10 protein-coding genes are annotated in these 18,786 nt (G+C 64.9%); 8 read left to right on the top strand and 2 right to left on the bottom strand.

Annotation, left to right across the window (positions count from 1 at the left end; all coding sequences use genetic code 11):
• Window positions 1–11 precede the first annotated feature (11 nt).
• Both DDQ68_RS11745 and DDQ68_RS11740 read left to right on the top strand, forming a co-directional pair.
• Window positions 12–6,209 (top strand): alpha-2-macroglobulin family protein, encoded by a 6,198-nt coding sequence (locus tag DDQ68_RS11745; protein WP_109656477.1) that lies wholly within the window; start codon window positions 12–14, stop codon window positions 6,207–6,209.
• 134 nt (window positions 6,210–6,343) lie between these two features.
• Complete coding sequence (locus DDQ68_RS11740) at window positions 6,344–6,979, top strand: hypothetical protein (RefSeq protein WP_162550050.1); 636 nt, start codon at window positions 6,344–6,346, stop codon at window positions 6,977–6,979.
• 154 nt (window positions 6,980–7,133) lie between these two features.
• Here the strand turns inward: DDQ68_RS11740 and DDQ68_RS11735 are convergent, their stop codons facing one another.
• Together DDQ68_RS11735 and DDQ68_RS11730 are read right to left on the bottom strand one after the other, a co-directional pair.
• Entirely contained in the window at window positions 7,134–7,451 is a 318-nt protein-coding gene (locus DDQ68_RS11735; protein WP_109656475.1) for a 2Fe-2S iron-sulfur cluster-binding protein, read from the bottom strand.
• A gap of 158 nt (window positions 7,452–7,609) precedes the next feature.
• The gene (locus DDQ68_RS11730) at window positions 7,610–8,626 is read right to left on the bottom strand and encodes an NAD(P)/FAD-dependent oxidoreductase (RefSeq protein WP_109656474.1); all 1,017 of its coding nucleotides are present in this window, start codon (window positions 8,624–8,626) and stop codon (window positions 7,610–7,612) included.
• Window positions 8,627–8,863: 237 nt separating this feature from the next.
• Between DDQ68_RS11730 and DDQ68_RS11725 the strand changes: the two genes are divergently transcribed.
• The 6 genes from DDQ68_RS11725 (at window position 8,864) to DDQ68_RS11700 (ending at window position 18,649) form a co-directional block, all read left to right on the top strand.
• Window positions 8,864–10,168: a hypothetical protein gene (locus DDQ68_RS11725; protein ID WP_162550049.1), complete on the top strand. Its 1,305-nt coding sequence runs from the start codon at window positions 8,864–8,866 to the stop codon at window positions 10,166–10,168.
• A 155-nt stretch (window positions 10,169–10,323) separates the two neighbouring features.
• The gene (locus DDQ68_RS11720) at window positions 10,324–10,782 is read left to right on the top strand and encodes a hypothetical protein (RefSeq protein ID WP_109656472.1); all 459 of its coding nucleotides are present in this window, start codon (window positions 10,324–10,326) and stop codon (window positions 10,780–10,782) included.
• A 155-nt stretch (window positions 10,783–10,937) separates the two neighbouring features.
• Window positions 10,938–12,404, top strand: a complete 1,467-nt coding sequence (locus tag DDQ68_RS11715) for a hypothetical protein (protein WP_109656471.1) — start codon at window positions 10,938–10,940, stop codon at window positions 12,402–12,404.
• 206 nt (window positions 12,405–12,610) lie between these two features.
• Window positions 12,611–16,183 carry a hypothetical protein gene (locus DDQ68_RS11710; RefSeq protein ID WP_109656470.1) on the top strand — a complete coding sequence of 1,191 codons (3,573 nt, stop codon included), beginning with the start codon at window positions 12,611–12,613 and terminating at the stop codon, window positions 16,181–16,183.
• Complete coding sequence (locus DDQ68_RS11705) at window positions 16,164–17,078, top strand: hypothetical protein (RefSeq protein WP_109656469.1); 915 nt, start codon at window positions 16,164–16,166, stop codon at window positions 17,076–17,078. The genes DDQ68_RS11710 and DDQ68_RS11705 overlap by 20 nt, the downstream gene beginning before the upstream one ends.
• A gap of 128 nt (window positions 17,079–17,206) precedes the next feature.
• Window positions 17,207–18,649 carry a hypothetical protein gene (locus tag DDQ68_RS11700; protein ID WP_109656468.1) on the top strand — a complete coding sequence of 481 codons (1,443 nt, stop codon included), beginning with the start codon at window positions 17,207–17,209 and terminating at the stop codon, window positions 18,647–18,649.
• Window positions 18,650–18,786 lie beyond the last annotated feature (137 nt).

Raw genomic sequence — 18,786 nt, 5'->3', positions numbered from 1 at the left:
CGTTGCTGCTTATGCGCCCGTTCCTACTTGTTTTCCTGCTGTTGCTGATGACCTTTTTCGCCGACCGCGCCGCGCCGGGCCCCGGTACGCCGTACCCCGCGCAGTGGAAAAAAATCGACGCCCTTCTGCAAAAGGAGCAGACCGCCACCGCCGCGCCGCTGATAGAAAACATCTACCAGCAGGCCCGGCGCGAAAACAATGCCCCGGCCTATGTTAGGGCCCTGCTCTATAAAATCCGGCTGCTGGAGAACAAGGAAAACGACGCCGATGAAAAGGCCATTGCCCTGCTGGAGGCCGACGTGAAAACGGCCCAGTTCCCGGCCCGGCCCATCCTGCATTCGTTGCTGGCCGGCCTGTATGCCGACTATTACAACCAGCACCGTTACCAGCTGTACCAGCGCACGGCCGGAGCCCTGCCCACCGCCGATGGCGCCACGCCCGGTGCGGCCGACGGCGGTACTGCCCTCGCTACCTGGGACGCCGGCCGGCTCGGGGCGGCCATCGTGCGGCACTACTTCCAATCGGTAGAAGACGAGCCCGAGCGGCAGCTCAAAACCACATTGACCGACCTTGGCGACCTGGCCACGGGCGGCGACGCCGAGGGCCGGGCCCTGCGCCCCACCCTCTACGACCTGCTGGCCCAGCGCGCCATCGCCGGCCTCCAGAACCAGGAGCTGTACATCTCCCGGCCCGAGCAGCAGTTTCAAGTAACTGACCCCAAGCTGTTCGGCAGCGCCGCGGAGTTTGCCGCGCTAAAGCTGGGGGCCCCGGCCGCCGATTCGCTGAACGGTCCGCTGCTGGCGCTGCGCCTGTTGCAGCGCCTCACCGCCGCCCGCCTGCCGCTGGCCGCCGCCAACCCCGGGGCCCTGGCCGATGTGGACTTGCAGCGCCTCGACTACCTGCGCACCCTCACCCAAAACACCGACCTCGCCGGCCAGTATGCGCCCGCCCTGGCTCGCCTTGCTGAGACATATAAAGCCCTGCCCCTCAGCACCGAGTTCATCGCCCGCCAGGCCGAAGCCGCGCGCGATAGCACCCCGGTGGCCGCCGTAGCCCTGGCTCGTACGGCCGAAGCACAGTTCCCCAAGTCACGCGGCGCGGCGCGGGCCCGGGCTCTACGCGCCGGAATTGAGCGGCCGGAGCTGACCTTTTCCGCCGCCGAAATTGTGGTGCCCGGCCAGTCCTGGCGGCTGGATGTGACGGTCCGCAACGTGACGGAGCTGCACGCCTGGGCCTACCGCATTTCGCTGAGGGAGTGGACGAGCTTCAACGACTACCAGGCCCGGCAAAAACCCATGCCTCAGCGGTTTGCCCGGGCCCTGAAGGCCGCGCCCGCGGCCACCTGGGCCGTGCCGGTACCCGCGCATCCGCTTGATTACAAGGCGCAAAAGCTAGCGGCGGCCGGCCCAGTATTGCCGGTGGGCTACTACCTGGTCATCGTCAGCACCCAAAGCACCGACCCCGCCCAGCCCCAGGTCGGAGCGGCCACCAGCTACGCCGCGCTGGGTGCCAGCGCGCTGAGCGCCGTGAGCCGCCACCGGCCCGGCACCGGGGCCCCGCAGTTGCTGGTGCTGGATCGGCAGGGTGGGCAGCCGCTGGCCGGGGTATCGGCGCAGGCCGCGTACCGGCACTACGACCAAGCCAGCCGCAAGCAGGTGACGCGCCTGAGCGCCGTGCAGCAAACGGCCGCCATCGGCATCGCCGAGCTGCCGCCGGCCACCACCAACACCCCGCAACGGCCGGACGAGCAAGTGGCCGGGGCCCAGGTTTGGCGGGGCCGCGATACGCTGGCGGTGAATAACCTGGGCGGCTACTATAACAATGACAACCAAGAGGATAATCCTGAAACCAAGTGCTTCCTCTTCACCGACCGCGCCATTTACCGGCCGGGGCAGACGGTGTACTTTAAGGGCATTCTGGTAGAAAACCGGGACGGAAAATCGCGCCTGCTGACCAAGGAAAAGCAGGACGTGGAATTGGAAGACGTGAACGGCGACACCGTGCAGGAGCTCAGCTTCGTAACCAACGACTTTGGCTCGTTCAACGGCTCTTTTGTGCTGCCGGCGGGCTTGCTGAACGGCGAATTCAAGCTGAGCGCGGACGACGGCGAATTGGCTTTTGCCGTGGAGGACTACAAGCGGCCCACCTTCTACGTGCAGCTCGATTCGGTGCCCGGCCGGCCGCAGCTGGGCCAGCCGCTGGCCGTGAGCGGCCGGGCCCGCGCCTACGCCGGGCCGGCCACCGACGGGGCCACGGTGCAGTACCGCGTCACGCGCCGCGAGCTGTACGCGCTGTTCGATTCCGGTTTTGGGCGCGGTATGTACCCGCCCAACCGCGGTGGCAACCAGGAAATTGCCCACGGCACCGCCACCACCGACGCCGATGGCCGCTTCAGCGTCACGTTCACGCCGCCGCTGGGGGCCCCGCGGGCCGGCCGGCGCGGCTGGGAGCCGGGCTATTTATTCGAGGTAACCGCCGACGTGACCGACGCGGCCGGTGAAACCCGCAGCGCCACCCGCGGCTTCCCCATCGGCCGCAATCCACTTAGCCTCAGCATTACGGGCCCCGACCTGGCCGATAAGCAGCACCTGCCCACCTTCCGGCTGCTGGGCACCAACGCCACCGGCGAGCCGCTGCCCGCCGCCGGCACGCTGCGCCTGCTGGCCCTGCGCTACCGCCCCAACCCGGCCGGCGTGCCCGGCCCCGCGCCCGAAACGCCCGATAACGAAGCCGCGCCGGAGTTGGTCAAAACCCTCGCTTTCGACACCAAGGCCAGCCCCGCCCTCGGCCTGAGCGCCGCTCTGGGGGCCCTACCCACCGGCCGCTACCGCCTCGAAGCCCGGGCTGCTGGGGCCGATTCGGCGCGGGCTCAGCACGACTTCACGCTCTACGACGCCGGGGCCCCCACCGTGCCCTTCGCCACGCCCGACTGGTTTGTGGCGCTGGCCGACACCGTGGCCCCCGGCCAGGCCACCGCCATCCTGCTGGGTAGCAGCGAGGCCGAGGCCCGCATCCTGCTGGAAGTGGAGCGCGGCGGCCAGCTCCTGCGCCAGGAGTGGCTCACGCTGCGCGCCGGGGAGCAGCGCCGCGTAGCCGTGGAAAGCGGCCCCGCCGGGGCCCCGGGGCCCCTGTACATCCACACCACGCAGGTGCGCGCCAACCGCCTATACCGCCACGATGCCACGGTGCAAGTGGCAGAGAAGCCGCAGCCGTTGCAGCTCGCCATCAGCACCTTCCGCGACAAGCTCCAGCCCGGGCAGAAAGAAACCTGGCGCATCGCCATACACCAAGCCAACGGCCAAGCGGCCGATGCCGAGTTGCTGGCGACACTCTACGACCAGAGCCTGGACGTGTTCCGGCAGCATAGGTTTCAGGGGCTGAATTTTGGTGGCCAGTATTACCCGCCACATTTTGGGTGGCAGGGAAATTTTGGAGAATTGAATTCTAATCCGTTTGCAGAACTAGATAATGGAGCCGAATCCTTAAACGTGGATTATCCAGTGCTCAACACCTGGGACTCATCGGTTGAAAGCAGACTGATGGGACGGGTGTCTGGGGTGCAAATACGGCGCGGGCCCCCCGTCGGTGGGGTAAACATCAGGATACGAGGAATTTCAAGCGTCGCTGCCGCAGTCCCGATGATGGCTGATAGCCAAGCGTTGAACGAAATGGTGGTAGTGGGTTACGGGACGCAAAAACGTTCTGAACTAACTGGTTCCGTGAGTACCGTTAAGCGCCCGCCCCCCGCCCCCGACCTCTCCGCCGTGCCCACCCGCACCGATTTCCGCGAAACGGCCCTGTGGGAGCCGGCCCTGCGCACCGATAAAAACGGCGACGCGGTGCTCGAATTCCAGATGCCGGAGGCCGTGACGCGCTGGCAGCTGCTGGCCCTGGCCCACGACCGCAGCCTGCGCGCGGGCCAGCTGGCCCGGCAGCTTGTCACCCAAAAGGAAATCCAGATTACGCCCAACGCCCCGCGCTTCCTGCGCCAGGGTGACACGTTCACCTTCCCCGCCAAGTTCTCGAACCTGACCGACCACGCCACCAGCGGCACGGCCCAGCTCTTCCTGCTCGACGCCGCCACCGGCCAGGACCTCACCGCCCAGCTGCTGCGGGGCCCCGCGCAACAAGCGGTGGCCGCTGGGGCCCACCAAAGCGCCGCGCTGGGCTGGGAATTGCGCTTGCCCGCCGATTTCGCGCCGGTGGCCGTGACGTACCGGGTAGTAGCGGAAACGCAGTCAACAGTTGACAGTGAGCATTTAACCGGCAAAAAAGCCAAGCGCACCAAAAAACTCGCAACTCGCAACTCACAACTCACAACTTACTCCGACGGCGAGGAAAACACGCTGCCCGTGCTGCCCAACCGCATCCTCGTCACCGAGAGCCTGCCGCTGCCCATTGTGGGCCCCGGCACCCGCATCTTCGAGCTGAAGAAGCTGACCAGCACCGCCTCGCCTACGCGGCGCAACTACTCCCTCACGCTGGAAATGACAGCCAACCCCGCCTGGTACGCCGTGCAGAGCCTGCCCTACCTGATGGAGTACCCCTACGAGTGCTCCGAGCAGGTCTTCGACCGGCTGTACGCCAACGTGTTGGCGGCCCAAATCCTGCGGTCCAACCCGCGCTTCAAAACCGTGCTGGCCGAGTGGACGCGCCAGGCCCAGAGCGGCACCGCTGCCCAGCGCAACGCCCTGGAAAGCAAGCTCAGCCAAAACCAGGAGCTGAAAAACCTGCTGCTGCAAGAAACCCCCTGGGTGCGCGACGCGCAGGGCGAAACCGAGCGCCTGGGCCGCCTCACCACCCTGTTTGATACCGTGCGGCTGCGCACCGAAACCACCCGCGCCCTGGCCAAGCTCCAGGCCATGCAGCGGCCCGACGGCGCGTTTCCGTGGTTCGAGAAAATGCCCGCCGACCGCTACCTCACCCAGCTCATCGTGGCCGGCTTCGGCAAGCTGAAAAAGCTGGGGGCCCTGGACGCTAGCCAAAATGCTGCCGCCCGTTCCATCCTGCAAAACGCCCTACGCTACCTCGACGCCGCCACCGCCCGCGACTATGCCGAGTTGCGCCGCCAAAAGGCTGCGAAGCTGGCTGACAACCACCTCGGCGACTTGCAAATCCAGGCCCTGTACGCCCGCAGCTTCTGGCCCGGCCAGCCCGTGGCCAAGGCTGCGGCGCTCGCATACGCCTATTACCGCGGGCAGGCCGCCCAGTTCTGGCCGGGCCAGACGCGCTACCTGCAAGCCCAGGTGGCCCTGGCGCTGTTTCGGGAAAGCAAGGGGGCCCCAGCGGCCCAGCAAATCCTGCGCGCCCTGGCCGAAAACGCCCTGCACTCGTCCGCCCTGGGCATGTATTGGAAGGAAGTGACCGGCGGCTACTACTGGCGCGAGGCCCCCACCGAAACCCAGGCCACGCTCATCGAAGCCTTCGACGAAGTGAAAAACGATCAGAAATCGGTGGATGAAATGAAGCTCTGGCTGCTTACCCAGAAGCAAACCCACAACTGGCCCAGCACCCGCGCCACCGCCGACGCCTGCTACGCCCTGCTGCTGCGCGGCTCCGACTGGCTGGCCGCCCCGCAGCCGCTGCAAATCAGTGTGGGGGCCCAGCCCGTGCGGCCCGACGCCGCCCAGGCCGGTACCGGCTACTTCAAAACCAGCTGGCCGGCGGCCGAAATCCTGCCCGCGCAGGGCAAAGTCACCATCACCAAGCCCGACGCGGGCGTGGCCTGGGGAGCGTTGTATTGGCAGTATTTTGAGGACATTGACAAGATTACGCCCGCCGCCACGCCCCTCAGCCTGGAGCGCCAGCTCTACCGCGAAACCCGCACCGCCGGGGGCCCCGTGCTCGAAAAGCTGACCGCCGCCACGCCCCTCAAAGTGGGCGACGCCTTGGTGGTGCGCCTCGTGCTGCGCACCGACAGGGCCCTGGAGTACGTGCACCTCAAAGACCAGCGCGCCGCCGGCCTGGAGCCCATCGGCCAGCTCAGCGGCTACCGCTACCAGAACGGCCTGGGCTACTACGAGAGCCCGCGCGACGCGGCCACCAACTTTTTTCTGAGCGAAGTGCCGCGCGGTACGCACGTGTTTGAGTACCGGCTGCGGGCCAGCCAGGCCGGCAATTTCTCGGGTGGCCTGAGCCAGGTGCAGTGCCTGTACGCACCCGAATTCGGGGCCAATTCGGCTGGGCAACGGTTGAGTATTGCGCAGTAGGAGAGGGGTAAATAGGGGCCCCGGGCGGGGGCAAACGGGGCGGCTGCCGGGCCAAGTTGGGGCCCGGCGGCACTTGCATCTTGCCAAGAATGGGCTTAGCTTTGCCTTTCGACCAATTGGATAATGATTATACTATGAAGCAGTTGTTAGCCCTGGCGGCCCTATTCCTGACCCTGGGCACGGCCCACGCCCAGACGCCCGTAACCAAACTTCCCGGCGAAGAAAAGCTGAGCCTGCGCGAGCGCGCCGAGCGCGATTTCCTGATGCCGGTGCGCCGCAAGAAGCCCGAAGCCGTCCGCGCCGCCGCCGCTGCTGCCGCTGACGCTACTGCTTCGCCCGAAAACGATGCCACCGCCCACGCCACGGCCAGCGCCGATGACGCCCGGCCCGAAGAAGCCAGCGTAGCCGCCCACGAAATCCATACCACCCGTTCCTACGCCGCCCGCCACGCCGCCTGGCTATCTGCCCGCCGTGCCGAGGCCCGGGCCGAAGAGCGCGCCTCTGAGCGCCGCGCCGCCCGCCACCATAGCAGCCGGCGCAGCTCCAAGGCTACCCACAGCAGCAAAGCCAGCCACAGCAGCAAAACTAAGTCGAAAGCCGCCCGTGCAAAGGAAGCCCGTGCCGCCAAGAGCAGCAAGAGCCACCGCAGCCACACCACCAAAACCAAGCACAAAGCCTCCGCCAAAAAAGTGACCTCGCACAAGAAGCCGTCGCCTTCTAAAAAGAAGGCCACGGCCAGCCACAAGAGCAGCAAGAAGCACCGCCGCTAGGGCCTAGTTTACCACCACAAAAAATCCCCGTCAGTTACTGGCAGGGATTTTTTGTATCGTTGAATGTAGCGCGGACTTCATAGTCCGCGGCGCTGCATGGTCATTGGCAGGACGAAGCGAAAGCTGCGGGCTACAAAGTCCACGCTACAACAGCTTACCCGGCAATGCGCACCACCAGGCCATCAGTGTGGGGATGGAGGCGAATCTGGCAGCTCAGGCGCGAGCCTTCGTACACGTGGGGTAGGGTTTCGAGCATGTCCAGCTCGGCGTCCTGGGGCTCGGGGAGGGCGGGGCCGGCCAGCACTTCCACATGGCAGGTGGCACACAGAGCCATGCCGCCGCACGCAGCTTGGATGGGGTAGTCGTTGGCCTTCAGCAGCTCCATCAGGCTCAGGCCCATGTCGGTAGGTGCTTCCAACTCGCGGCGCTGGCCGGGGGCCTCCTCCACGTAAATGCGGATGTCGTTTTCCATAGAATCGGTAAGGGCTGTAAAGCCAGAGCAGAACGTCGTGCTCATCTGGCGTCCGCGCAGCCGAAGTATCTCTATCGGGGAAGTAACTAATTACTAGCGTGGTAGAGACGCTTCGGCTGCGCGGACGCCAGATGAGTATGACGTTCTTCTTCTGTTATTTACAAAGTAGGTACCCCGTTCACCGTCGTGTACTTCAGGGTGTATTTTTTGTCGGGGTAGATGTATTTGAATGCGCCCTGGCACATGAGGGCGGCCTCGTGGAAGCCACAGAGGATGAGCTTGAGCTTGCCGGGGTAAGTATTGATGTCGCCGATGGCGAACACGCCGGGGGTGGACGTGCTGTAATCCAGCGTGTTCACCTTCACCGCGTCGTTCTCCAGGCCCAGGCCCCACTCGCCGATGGGCCCCAGCTTGGGCGTGAGGCCGAAGAGTGGCACGAAGGCGTCGAGCGGCACGGTTTCGGCCACGCCGTCGTTGCCGGTGATGGTGACCTCCTGCAAGTGGCCGTTGCCGTGCAGGTGCGTCACGTTGGAGCTCAACACGAGCTTGATTTTGCCGGCTTCGTGCAATTTCTGCACTTTCTCGGCCGAGTCGGCGGCCCCACGGAAGGTGGTGCCGCGGTGCACCAGCGTCACCTCCGAGGCCACGTTGGCCAGGAAGTTGGTCCAGTCGAGGGCCGAGTCGCCGCCGCCGGCAATCACGATTTTCTTGCCGCGGAAGCGCTCGGGGTCGCGCACCATGTAATGCACGCCTTTGCCGCCCTCGAAGCGCTCGAGGTTTTCGACGGCCGGCTTGCGGGGCTCGAACGAGCCGAGGCCCCCGGCGATGGCCACGGCCTTGCACTGAATCTCGGTGCCGTCGGTGGTGTAGAGCTGGAAGGTGCCGTCGTCGAGCTTGGCGAAGCGCTCCACCCGCTCGCCCATCGTGAAAGTGGGGTGGAAGGGCTCGATCTGCTTCATCAGGTTGTCCACTAAGTCGCCGGCCAGCACCTCGGGGAAGCCTGGGATGTCGTAAATCGGCTTCTTGGGATAGATTTCGGTGAGTTGGCCGCCAGGCTGGGCCAGGGCGTCAACAACGTGGCAGCGGAGCTTGAGCAAGCCGGCTTCAAATACGGCAAATAGGCCCACTGGGCCAGCCCCGACGATGCAGATATCGGTGGAAATTACGTTGGGCATAAACGAGCTAAGTCTCTGAAACAAGCGGCCGCAAAGGTAACCTTCCCGGCTGGGGCCGCCAACGGCCCCGTGGCAATACAACAACCAAGGGCCCGAAATCGTTGGCTGTTTTGGCGTTGTCTGCGTCGGTCTGGCCTGTTATGTGCGAGGAGCGGCCGGGCCGCGCGCCGGCCCTACCTTGTTGCCGGAAACCCGCGCGGTGCCCGTTGCCTCTCCCTTCAGTCCGTTTTCCGGCGCATGAGTTCAGCTTTGATCCTTAGAAAATATGCCCTGCTGCTGCCGCTGAGCGGGCTAGCCATGGCCTGCGGCTCCGGCGGCGAGCCCGTCAAAATTGCCGGCGGCAAGCCCGCCGCCGGGGCCCTGGCGGCTGATAAAATCAGCCAAATCAACGTGTTGGTTGACGCCTCGGGCGGGATGCAGGGCTTCATGCACGCCAACGCGCCCGGCGAGCCCGGCAGCAACTTCCAGCAAACGGTGGCTGCGCTGCTTTCTGATGTGAACGGCCAGCACGGGGCCCCCGCGGCCTACTACTTCGTGAAGGAAGCCACCGGCGCCGACCCGCGCATCTTGGTGCCCACCAGCTACGGGGCCCTGACGAGCGCCGTGAGCACCGGCATCCAAAAGCCCGCCCTGGGCACCGAGCTGCCCCAGATGCTGGCCGAAGCCCTGAAGCTGCACGCTAAACGGCCCGGCACAGTGAGCATCATCGTGTCGGACTTCATCTACAGTCCCAAAAACGCCGACGAAACCTGGCGCGTGAAAACCGACGTGAAGGACGCCCTGGCCACCGCCGACGCGGCGACGCTGGCCGTGTCGGTGTTCGCCAACACGTCGGCCTACCGCGGCAATTTCTACCCCGGCAATCGCACCCGCCCGCAGGCTTTGCGTGGCGAAAAGCTGCCCTATTACATCTGGGTGGTGGGGGCCCCGGCGCTGGTGGGCCAGGTCGACGGCACGCTGCTGAAGCGGCTGGCCGGCCAGCCCCAGGCCCACTTCAACACCCGGTTTGCGCCGCCCTACGCCGCCCTCGACCACTTCCAGAACCAGGGCGAATGGTACCAGGCCGACCCGGTGAACGGCGTGCCCACGCTCAGCTTCACCAAGAGCGTGACGCGCAAGGAGCCGGCCGAAGTCGTGTTCGGCCTCGACCTGAAAGGTGTGCCCGCCGAGTGGCAAAAAGCCGCCACCCAGGGCCTGCGCCTCGACGCCGCCGCCACCGACGCCACGCTGCTGCGCACCTGGCCCGTGGCCCAGGAGCCGGCCGCCGTAGGCAAGCCTTACCTGCAGCAGTACACGCACTTGGCTAAAATAAAGCTGGGCCAGGTGCCCGGTGCCGGGGCCCTATTGCACCTCACGCTGCCCCGCTCGCAGCCCGCCTGGATTGCCCAAACTTCCACCGCCAACGACAGCAACATCGCCCGCCAGGGCCCCAAAACTTTCCTTCTCACCGACGTCATGCAGGGCGTGGCCGACTACTTCGCCGACCAGCCCAGCGCCCAGCAAGCCCTCGATTTGCCCATCCGCGTGCAGCGGGCGGACTGAATGTAGCGCGGACTTTGTAGTCCGCGGCTCTCGCTTCGTCCTGCCGATTATCGTTTGGCGGCCGTGCAGCGACTGTTCAGAGCCGCGGACTATAAAGTCCGCGCTACAGCTCTGGGGCCCTAATCTTTACATAATCTGACAACCCAAACCACCCCATGTTTCAACAGCTTTTCACTTCGCTCTACCAGGCTTTGCTGGGCACGCCGGCGCCGTCGTCGCTCATCCCCGTGTACCAAAAAAGCATTTTCCCCGGCGTGGGCCTCAGCACATTTTTCGCCGTGGCGCTGGGCATGGCCCTGGTGTACTACGTGGTGCTGAACCGGCTGATGACCACGGCCTTGTTCAAAACTTCGCACTGGCTGCTGTTCGTGCTGCTCACGGCCGTGGCGGCGGCGGCACTGGCGTATTCGCAGGCGCACTCGGTCGTCACGGAGAGCCTCAACAGCAGCGGTGTGGCGCTGGAAGGCATCGAGCAATCGGCCTACAACCGTTACGTACTGGGCTTTTTGTGCGTGAATGCGCTGTTCGGGGCCTTGTTTTTTGTGTTTTGGTCGTTTGTGGTGAAATCCTTTTCCACCAGCGCCCGCACCACGCCGGTGCGCTGGCCTAACTAGGGCCCCGGGGCGGGCTGCCAGCTTTTCGCCGGCTGCCCGCTAATCGTTGAATTAGTTAGGTCAGCCTGGGGGCCCTGGCGATTACCGGGCAGCCGGCGAAAAGCCGGCAGCCCGGGCCGGGCCCGACCCTTTATCTTCTATCCCATTCTACCTCAATGGCTAAACTGTTTTTATTCGGCATCGGCGGCACGGGCTCGCGCGTCATTCGCTCGCTGACAATGCTGCTGGCGGCGGGCGTCGAAATCAAGAACTGCGACACGGTGGTGCCCATCATCATCGACCCCGACGCCCGCAACGGCGACATGAACCGCACCGTGGAGCTACTCAAAACCTACGCCCGGCTGCGTAAGGCCCTGGAGCCGGCTCCGGCGGCGGGCGACTTCTTCCACACCGACATCAAAACGCTCTCGGCCATTGCCCAAACTGGTAGCGGCGACGTGAAGGATGCCTTTGTGTACGACTTCGGCAACATCAACGAGAGCTTCCGCGACTACCTGCATTACGACCGGATGCCGGTGGAAAGCCGCCACTTGGTGGACCTGCTCTTCACGCCCGAAAACCTGGCCAGCCCACTCACCGTGGGCTTTAAGGGTAGCCCCAACGTGGGCTCGGTGGTGCTGAACGGGCTGATGGGCTCGGCCGAAATCCAGGCCTTTGCCAACAACTTCAACGAGCAGGATGGTGACCGGGTGTTCTTTATCAGCTCTATTTTCGGGGGCACGGGCGCGGCCGGTTTCCCGCTGCTGCTCAAGAACCTGCGCTACCCCGACCTGAGCGGCGGCCAGCGCCTGCCCAACGAGAAAGCCCTGCGCGAGGCCCCCATGGGCGGCCTCTCGGTGCTGCCCTACTTCAAGGTGAACCCCAGCGCGGAAAGCGCCATCGACTCGCGGTTTTTCATTACCAAAACTAAGGCGGCCCTCAGCTACTATGAAACCAACCTGCGGGGCCTCAACTCGTTGTACTACCTGGCCGACCCCGTGACCAAGAGCTACGACAACCAGGAGGGCGGCGCCGACCAAACCAACGGCGCCCACTTCATCGAGTTGGTGGGGGCCCTGGCGGTGTTCGATTTCATGGCCCACAGCAAGTCAGAGCTGCAAGGCCAGGAGCTATTTTTCGAGTACGGCCTGGAGAAGGACGACCGGCCGGTGCGCTTCGGCTCGCTCGACGCCGACAAGAGCATGCAGCTGCTGGGCCGGGCCCTCACGCGGTTCCAGCTCTTCGCCACCTTCCTTACCCACGGCCTGCCCGGCACGATGGACGCGGTGTTTGCCAAAACCCTGCAACTGCCCGCCGACTGGAAGCACGACGACTTTTATAGGGCCCTGCGCGAGCTGCTCGACAACCCCGCCTACGGCTTCACGCCCTGGCTGAAGGAGCTGGCCGCCAACGACCGCGCCTTCGCCCCGTTCCAGCTCGGCTCAGCCGATTACAACGACCTGGTGCATGGCCAGCGCGTCGAAACCGGCTTTTTCGACAAGGGCATCGTCACCAACTCGCTGCGTAAGTCGCTGGACGACAGTGCTACCAAAGTGACGCACACCACCCGGCCGGGCCAGTTCGTGGAGCTGTTCAGCAAGGTGATGCGCGAAATGGTAGACAGCAAAATCAAAGGTTTTTAGAAGGAGACCGACCCGGGCTGCCGGCTTTTCGCCGGCTGCCCGGTAATCGCCGCCCGGGCAATTAGGGCCCCCAGCGCCGAGCCGTTGCCTTCCGCCTGCCCCCTTGCCGTGCAGCGATTACCGTTCCTCTCCAACCGTTTAGCGATTACCGGGCAGCCGGCGAAAAGCCGGCAGCCCGGGCCCAGACCGCACCTATACTATTCACTATGAGCACCATCCTTCGCCTGCACCAGCAGGGCAAATCGTTGCTTCGCGGCTGGCAGCAGTCCGACCGCATCAGCGACAACCAGATAAAGACCATTGCCGACCCTGATGGCGGCTCGGCGCACGTCACGAGCACGTCGATTCCGACGCCGTTTGGGCAGCTGCATTTGCTGGCCGAGGCGTTCGAGTTTGTGCGCCACGAGCCCAACGGCACCTCCGTGTACCACCATTTAGTGACGCACTGCCTGGACTTGCTGGAGCTGCTGTTTTTTCGGCAACAGTTTGCTAACTATAGCCTTACGCTGCTGCCCTGGCACAAAGACGACCAGCTCAGGGCCCTGCAAAGCAACGAGGCCACCCGCCTGATGGGCCGCACGCTGGGCCTGTACCTGAACGACCCGCAGTTTGCGGGCGTCGAAACGCTATTCTTGATTTTTGGGGAGGCGCGGGGCAGCGGGCGGCGTGAGCTGCTCGGGCTCACCTCGCCGTTCACGCTGGTGTTTGCGCGGCAGGGGCTGCGGCCGCTGGATATTCAGCGGGTGAACGGTGCGGGACGCTACTTCGACCAAGCCATTGTGCCGCTGGCCAACAGGGCCCCGGAGTTTCAGAAATTTCTGTACGGCTGGTTCGACGTCAACAAAAACCTGCGCGATAAGACGTTTGCCAACAGCCTGTTCCGCTATTTGCAGGACACTGACCGGCAGCGCGTGAACGACGTGGCGGGCCAAAACCTCAATCCCACCGAGTTCCTGGCCGACTACGAGCCGCTGCCCTACGAGGGCGGCACGGTACGCATCAAAGGGGCCGAGCTGTACCAGGCGCGCATCTCCCAAAAGCCGGGCACCAGCGACTGGTTCATTGCCGCCACCCGCGTGCTGGAGGGCCCCGCGCCGCTCGTGCTTAAGCCTGACCTCGACCTAACGGGCAGCAACTACTACGGCGGCACCAAGGGCGCGGCCGGCATGGGGGCCCAGATTGGCTGGGCCGACGCCGAGCCCAACCTGGCGGCCCGCGTGCTGCCCGCGCTGGGCATCACCTACCCGTACCTGACGGTGAACGACCTGCTGGAAGACTTCCTCGTGGAGCTGCCCTACGGCCTGAACCGCGACAAATTCGCGGCCGGCCGCCAGCCGGTCATTTACCAGCCGGGGGCCCGGAAGGCGTACCAATACACCGATTTTGACACCGATGCGGACTTGCAGTTTCCGTTTCTACTACCGCTGAAAAAGCAGTTTTTCAATTTCTTCACCCCGGAGGACGTGAACCGCCTGGTGCAGTTCACGGTGGAAATGAACTACGTGACCGTGACGCTGACCGTGCCCGTGCAGCACGGCCAGCCCGTCATCTACGAGCGCCACTACTACCGCAAGCTGCCCAGCGCCGTGAGCCAGCGCCCCGAAAACGGCTTCCTCGTGGAGACGCTCGTGAACCTGGGCGTGTTCCCGTTCTACAAGCACGAGCGGGCCGAAATCAACAACACCTACGAAGTGATGCTGGTGGACGACAACCCCGGCGCGACGCTGGCCGACCTGCATTTCCACGACGCGCAGGGGCCCCGCGGGGCCGAGAAGCAGGTGCGCGTGGCCCGCAACCCGTTCGGGGCGGCCAGCATTTACTACCAGCTGCGGCAGGCCCCGTTTGATTTCGTGGAGCTGGAATGCCCGCTGCCTGATGCGCCGGGCACGCCGTTTCGCACGGTGCGCAACGTGGTGGTGCCCCGCTGGAAAGCGGTGACGAGCGGCCCGGCCGCCTTCACGTTCGCCGTCGATTTTGGCACTACTAACAGCCACGTGGCCCTGATGCGCGGCGCCGACACCACGCCCGAGTCCTTCCGCATTGCCACGGAGGACGAGTTGCAGGTGGTGACGCTGAACCAGCCGCTGAAGCGCGCCAACTCCCTGCCTGAGCGCTACAGCACCAGCTTTGGCAGCCTGGCCTACGCCCGCACGGTGCAAAACCGCGAGTTTGTGCCCGCCTTCATCGGCGTGGACGGGGCCGATTACGCCTTCCCGATTCGGACGGCGACCTGCGAAACGCCGATTTTCGCGGGCCAGATTACCCAGCTGTTCGGCAACGTCAACATCGGTTTCAACATCAACCGCGACGAGCTGAACGCCGCCGCTGGTCACTACCGAACCAACCTGAAGTGGGAAACCAGCGGGGCCGACAACGAAGCTGGCCAGCGCCGTGTGCGCGCCTTTTTGCGTGAGATACTACTGCTAATCAAGCATAAAACCGCCCTTAACAACGGCGACGTGAGCAAGACGCAGGTGGTGTGGTTCCGGCCGCTGAGCATGAATGCCGCCGCCCAGCTGGTGTTTGAAAATACCTGGGCCGAGGAATACCAATGGGTGTTTGGGGCCCGGCAGCTGCACCCGCCGCGGGTGCTGAGCGAGTCGCTGGCCCCGTACCTGGACTTGGTGAAGCAGGGCGCCATCGAGCCGCGCGACGGCGTGAACGCCGTGAACGTGGACATTGGCGGCGGCACCACCGACGTGCTGTTTGTGCGGGGCGAGAAGCCGGCCGCTATCAGCTCGTTCCGCTTCGCCGGCGACGTGCTGTGGAGCGACGGCTCGCGCCAGACCCGCGGCGGCCGCCTGAACGGCTTTTTACGCTACCAGACGGCCCTGGTGGGAAAAATGGTGCCCGACGAAACGAATAAGGACGCCTTCCAAAAGGCCCGTAATGCCTTCGACAAGGCCGTGCAAAACCCCGATTTCTACGCCTCCGACGTAGTGAGCCTGCTGTTTGGGTTCGATGACCAGCTGCGGTTCAGCGAGAAAATTATCCTGGCCCAGCACCTACGCGTAGTGCTGCTGCTGCACTTCGCGGCCATTGTGTACCACGTGGGGCAGGCGGCGCAGGCCCAGGGCCTTACGCCGTTGCCGCGCCACCTCAGCTTCAGCGGCAAGGGCAGCACGTACATCAAGCTGCTCGATTTCCGCCCCGGCCAGCCTACGGCTACCAAGCTGGCGCGCCTGCTGCTGGAGTTTGCCACCGGCCAGCCCGTGCCCGCCGACTTCCGCCTCACTGTGGCCGACCACCCCAAGGAGGCCACCGCCAACGGCGGGGCCCGCCTTTTCGCCGCCCAGCAGGGCGAGCACCTGGCCTTGCAGGAGTTGATGGAGAACATGAAGGCCACCGCTATCATTGGCGACACCTTCCCGAAGGATGCCGACGAAGACGACGCGACTGCTGCCGCAGGGGCCCTGGCCGCGGCGCCCGCGCCGGTGCTCACCGGCCGCGCTGCCCAGCCCAACCTGGCCCAGGCCCGCGACCGGCGCGACGGCGTGCTGGTCAACGCCCAGCGCCTCATCGACTTCCTGGCCAACGACCCCGACGTGGAGGAGCTGCTGCCCCGCCTGAACGTGGAGTTTGACGCCGAATTCCTGAGCGAGTTTTTCCGGCAGGAGATGGGCGACAGCCTCAACGCGGGCTTCAACCAGCTCGCCGCCGGCACCGCCAAGGAAACCTCGCCCATCGGCGAAACGCTGTTTTTCTTCCCCTTCCGCGACGCGCTGCCTAAGCTCACCCAACGCCTTTACGAACGCTATTATGCTGCGCAAACTGCTTAATTTCGGGAAGTCGGCTGCTCAGGGGCTGGCCGTGGCCGTGCTGCTGGCGGGCCCGATTGGCGGGGCCCTGGCCCAAGGCGTGCTGGACACTGCGCCGGCATCCCCGGCGGCCCGCCCGCCCGTGGCCCAAGTGGCGGCGGCGCCTTTGGCCGCCCACGATTGGAGCGAATGGGCCCTGGCCTTGTCGGTGCTGAGTTTGATCGGGGTAGCTTTTTTGATTTTAAAGCCAAAGCCCCGGCGCAAGTCTTCGTCTTTGGGCGCGGCGGGCAGCCCTGTTTCGCAAGCAGTGGCGCAGCCGAATGCATTGAGCCCTGGCCAGCACCAGCAGGTGCACCGAATGATAGAACGGGCCTTGGCCGAGCAAGCCAAGCTGGCAGCTGGCCCGGCGGCCCCCGGCCTGTCCAAGGCAGTAACCAACAAACCCCTGATTCGGCCCGTGGCTGCGATGCCCGCGCTTATCACGCCGCCCGAGGCCGCTGTGCCGACAGCAACTGCAGCTGCGGCCAACGAAGAATACGAGGTCTTTTTGGAGCCGGCTGTGCCCGCCCCAGCCCCGCCCGCGCCGGCGGGGCCCCGCCGCGCTTACGTTAGCTCGGCGCCGGTGAACGGGCGGTTCCGGCGCAACGCCTTGCAAGAGCAGCCCGCCCACAATAGCATTTATGAGTTAACCCTCGACCCGGCGCGGCCCGACGAAACCACGTTCCAGGTGAACCCGGACCCAGCTTCGCACCCGCGCCACATCAGCTCCTACGCCGACGTGCTGGAGCCGGCCTGCGAGTTCAACCTGCCCCAGGGCGCGGCCTCGCGCATCGTGACTGAGGCCCCCGGCCTACTGCGCCGCGTGGACGGCGGCGACTGGGAAATCGTGCGCAAGGCGCGCATTTACTTCGCCTGACGTGGAACCCCACCCCCGGCCCCTCCCTGGTGGGGAGGGTGCGTTCAACGGGCCAGGTACTGGTACCCCTCCCCGCCGGGGAGGGGCCGGGGGTGGGGTAGCCAGGTAACGGATTCTAAAACAACCCTATGCTACTGATAATTGAGGCCCTGGCCGTGGTGCTGTTGATTGGCTTGCAAGTGCGGGCCTTCCTGGGGGCCCGCGCCCAAATTGGCCGTTTGGAGAAGTTGTTTCCCAGCGCCGGGGCCCTGTTTCTTGCCAAAGTCAGCGACCCGGCGACGCAGCGGGAGGTAGATACGGTGGCCAGCACCGCGCCCTCGCCCGAGTTTGCCGAAGTGCTGGCCAACACTAACGTGTACCTGCTCAAAAACAAGGGTACGGCCGACTTCAACATCCTGCAAGACCTGACCGAGCGGCGCGTGGGGGCCCTCGACGGCGAAATCCAATCCACCACCTCGCTGCCGCTCTACATCGGGCTGATGGGCACGTTTGGCGGGGCCATTTTGGGCCTGGTGAGCCTCGTGCTGGGCGACGGCAAGTTTGACGATGCGGCCATTGCGGGCTTCCTGCGGGGCATCACGGTGGCGATGGTGGGCAGCTTGTGCGGGCTGGGCCTCACGCTGTGGGGCAACGCGCGGTACCGCGAGGCCCGCCGCCAGGCCGAGCGGCTACGCAACGATTACTACTCGTTTTTGCAGGTCGAATTGCTGCCCATTCTGCATTCTGATATGGCCGGTAGCCTGAGCACACTGAAAACGGTGCTCGATGGTTTCAATGTCAAATTCGTCAACGACATCCAGTCCATCGGCCCGGCTTTTGAGCAGCTGCGGCCGCTTATCGATCAGATTATCAGCAGTACGGAGGTGCAGCGGCGGTTTCTGGAGCGATTGCAGGGGATAGGGTTCACCGAGATGGCCAACGCCTCGGTGGCCGTGTTCGATCGGATGGACCGCAGCGCCCACATGTTCGAGGATTTTTTGGTGTACCAGGAGAAATTGAACGCCACGCTGGCCGCTGGCGGCGACGTGGTGCGCAAAGTGGAGGGCCTGCTGAGCCGCCTCACAGGCCTCGAAACCGGCCTCAACCAAGTGCCGGCGATGCTCCAGCAGCACAACGACACGGTGGACCGCCAGTTCCGGTTCTTCAACCAAAGCCAGGAGCGCATGGACCGCATGGGCGCCGACACGGAGCAGTACTTCGACAAGGCCAGCCGCCAGCTCACGGGCATGATGACCACGCGCCTGGCCCACTTCAATGCCGACGCCGAGAACGCTCAGGCCGAATGGCAGCGCCGCTTCGACACGCTCAAGGCCGACAACATTTACCAGCGCATCGTCGAGTACCTCAACCCGTTCAGCCAACTACCGGCCCAGCAACAAGCTCTTAACCAGCTGCAAGAGCGCCAGGCCCAGCAAACTGCGCAGGCCATTAGGGCCCTGGAGCAGCGCCTCGACGCCGACACGGCTTTGCAGCAGCAGCTGCTGTTCCAAGTCACGCGTACCAACGCCGTACTGGAGCAACTCACCGAGCGCAGCTGGCTCCAGAAAGCATTGGGCCTGAACAAGAAGTGAGGATTTAGTTGCCCGTTGGCGGTTATCAGCGCTTAGGGGCCCCAGGCCGTCATCGTGCCCTTCAAGATTGTCATGCTGAGCGGAGCGCAGCGAAGTATCTCTCCCGCGGTACTAACTCAATTGATTGGATTACTTGC

The organism is Hymenobacter nivis, from assembly GCF_003149515.1.
GTDB classification, from domain to species: Bacteria; Bacteroidota; Bacteroidia; order Cytophagales; family Hymenobacteraceae; genus Hymenobacter; species Hymenobacter nivis.
This window is presented reverse-complemented; position numbering and strand designations above follow the sequence as displayed.

Coding starts and splice junctions, on each gene's coding strand:
- DDQ68_RS11705 (WP_109656469.1), top strand. CDS start 16,164: ATGCTGCGCAAACTGCTTAATTTCGGGAAGTCGGCTGCTCAGGGGCTG.
- DDQ68_RS11720 (WP_109656472.1), top strand. CDS start 10,324: ATGTTTCAACAGCTTTTCACTTCGCTCTACCAGGCTTTGCTGGGCACG.
- DDQ68_RS11700 (WP_109656468.1), top strand. CDS start 17,207: ATGCTACTGATAATTGAGGCCCTGGCCGTGGTGCTGTTGATTGGCTTG.
- DDQ68_RS11730 (WP_109656474.1), bottom strand. CDS start 8,626: ATGCCCAACGTAATTTCCACCGATATCTGCATCGTCGGGGCTGGCCCA.
- DDQ68_RS11710 (WP_109656470.1), top strand. CDS start 12,611: ATGAGCACCATCCTTCGCCTGCACCAGCAGGGCAAATCGTTGCTTCGC.
- DDQ68_RS11715 (WP_109656471.1), top strand. CDS start 10,938: ATGGCTAAACTGTTTTTATTCGGCATCGGCGGCACGGGCTCGCGCGTC.
- DDQ68_RS11740 (WP_162550050.1), top strand. CDS start 6,344: ATGAAGCAGTTGTTAGCCCTGGCGGCCCTATTCCTGACCCTGGGCACG.
- DDQ68_RS11725 (WP_162550049.1), top strand. CDS start 8,864: ATGAGTTCAGCTTTGATCCTTAGAAAATATGCCCTGCTGCTGCCGCTG.
- DDQ68_RS11735 (WP_109656475.1), bottom strand. CDS start 7,451: ATGGAAAACGACATCCGCATTTACGTGGAGGAGGCCCCCGGCCAGCGC.
- DDQ68_RS11745 (WP_109656477.1), top strand. CDS start 12: ATGCGCCCGTTCCTACTTGTTTTCCTGCTGTTGCTGATGACCTTTTTC.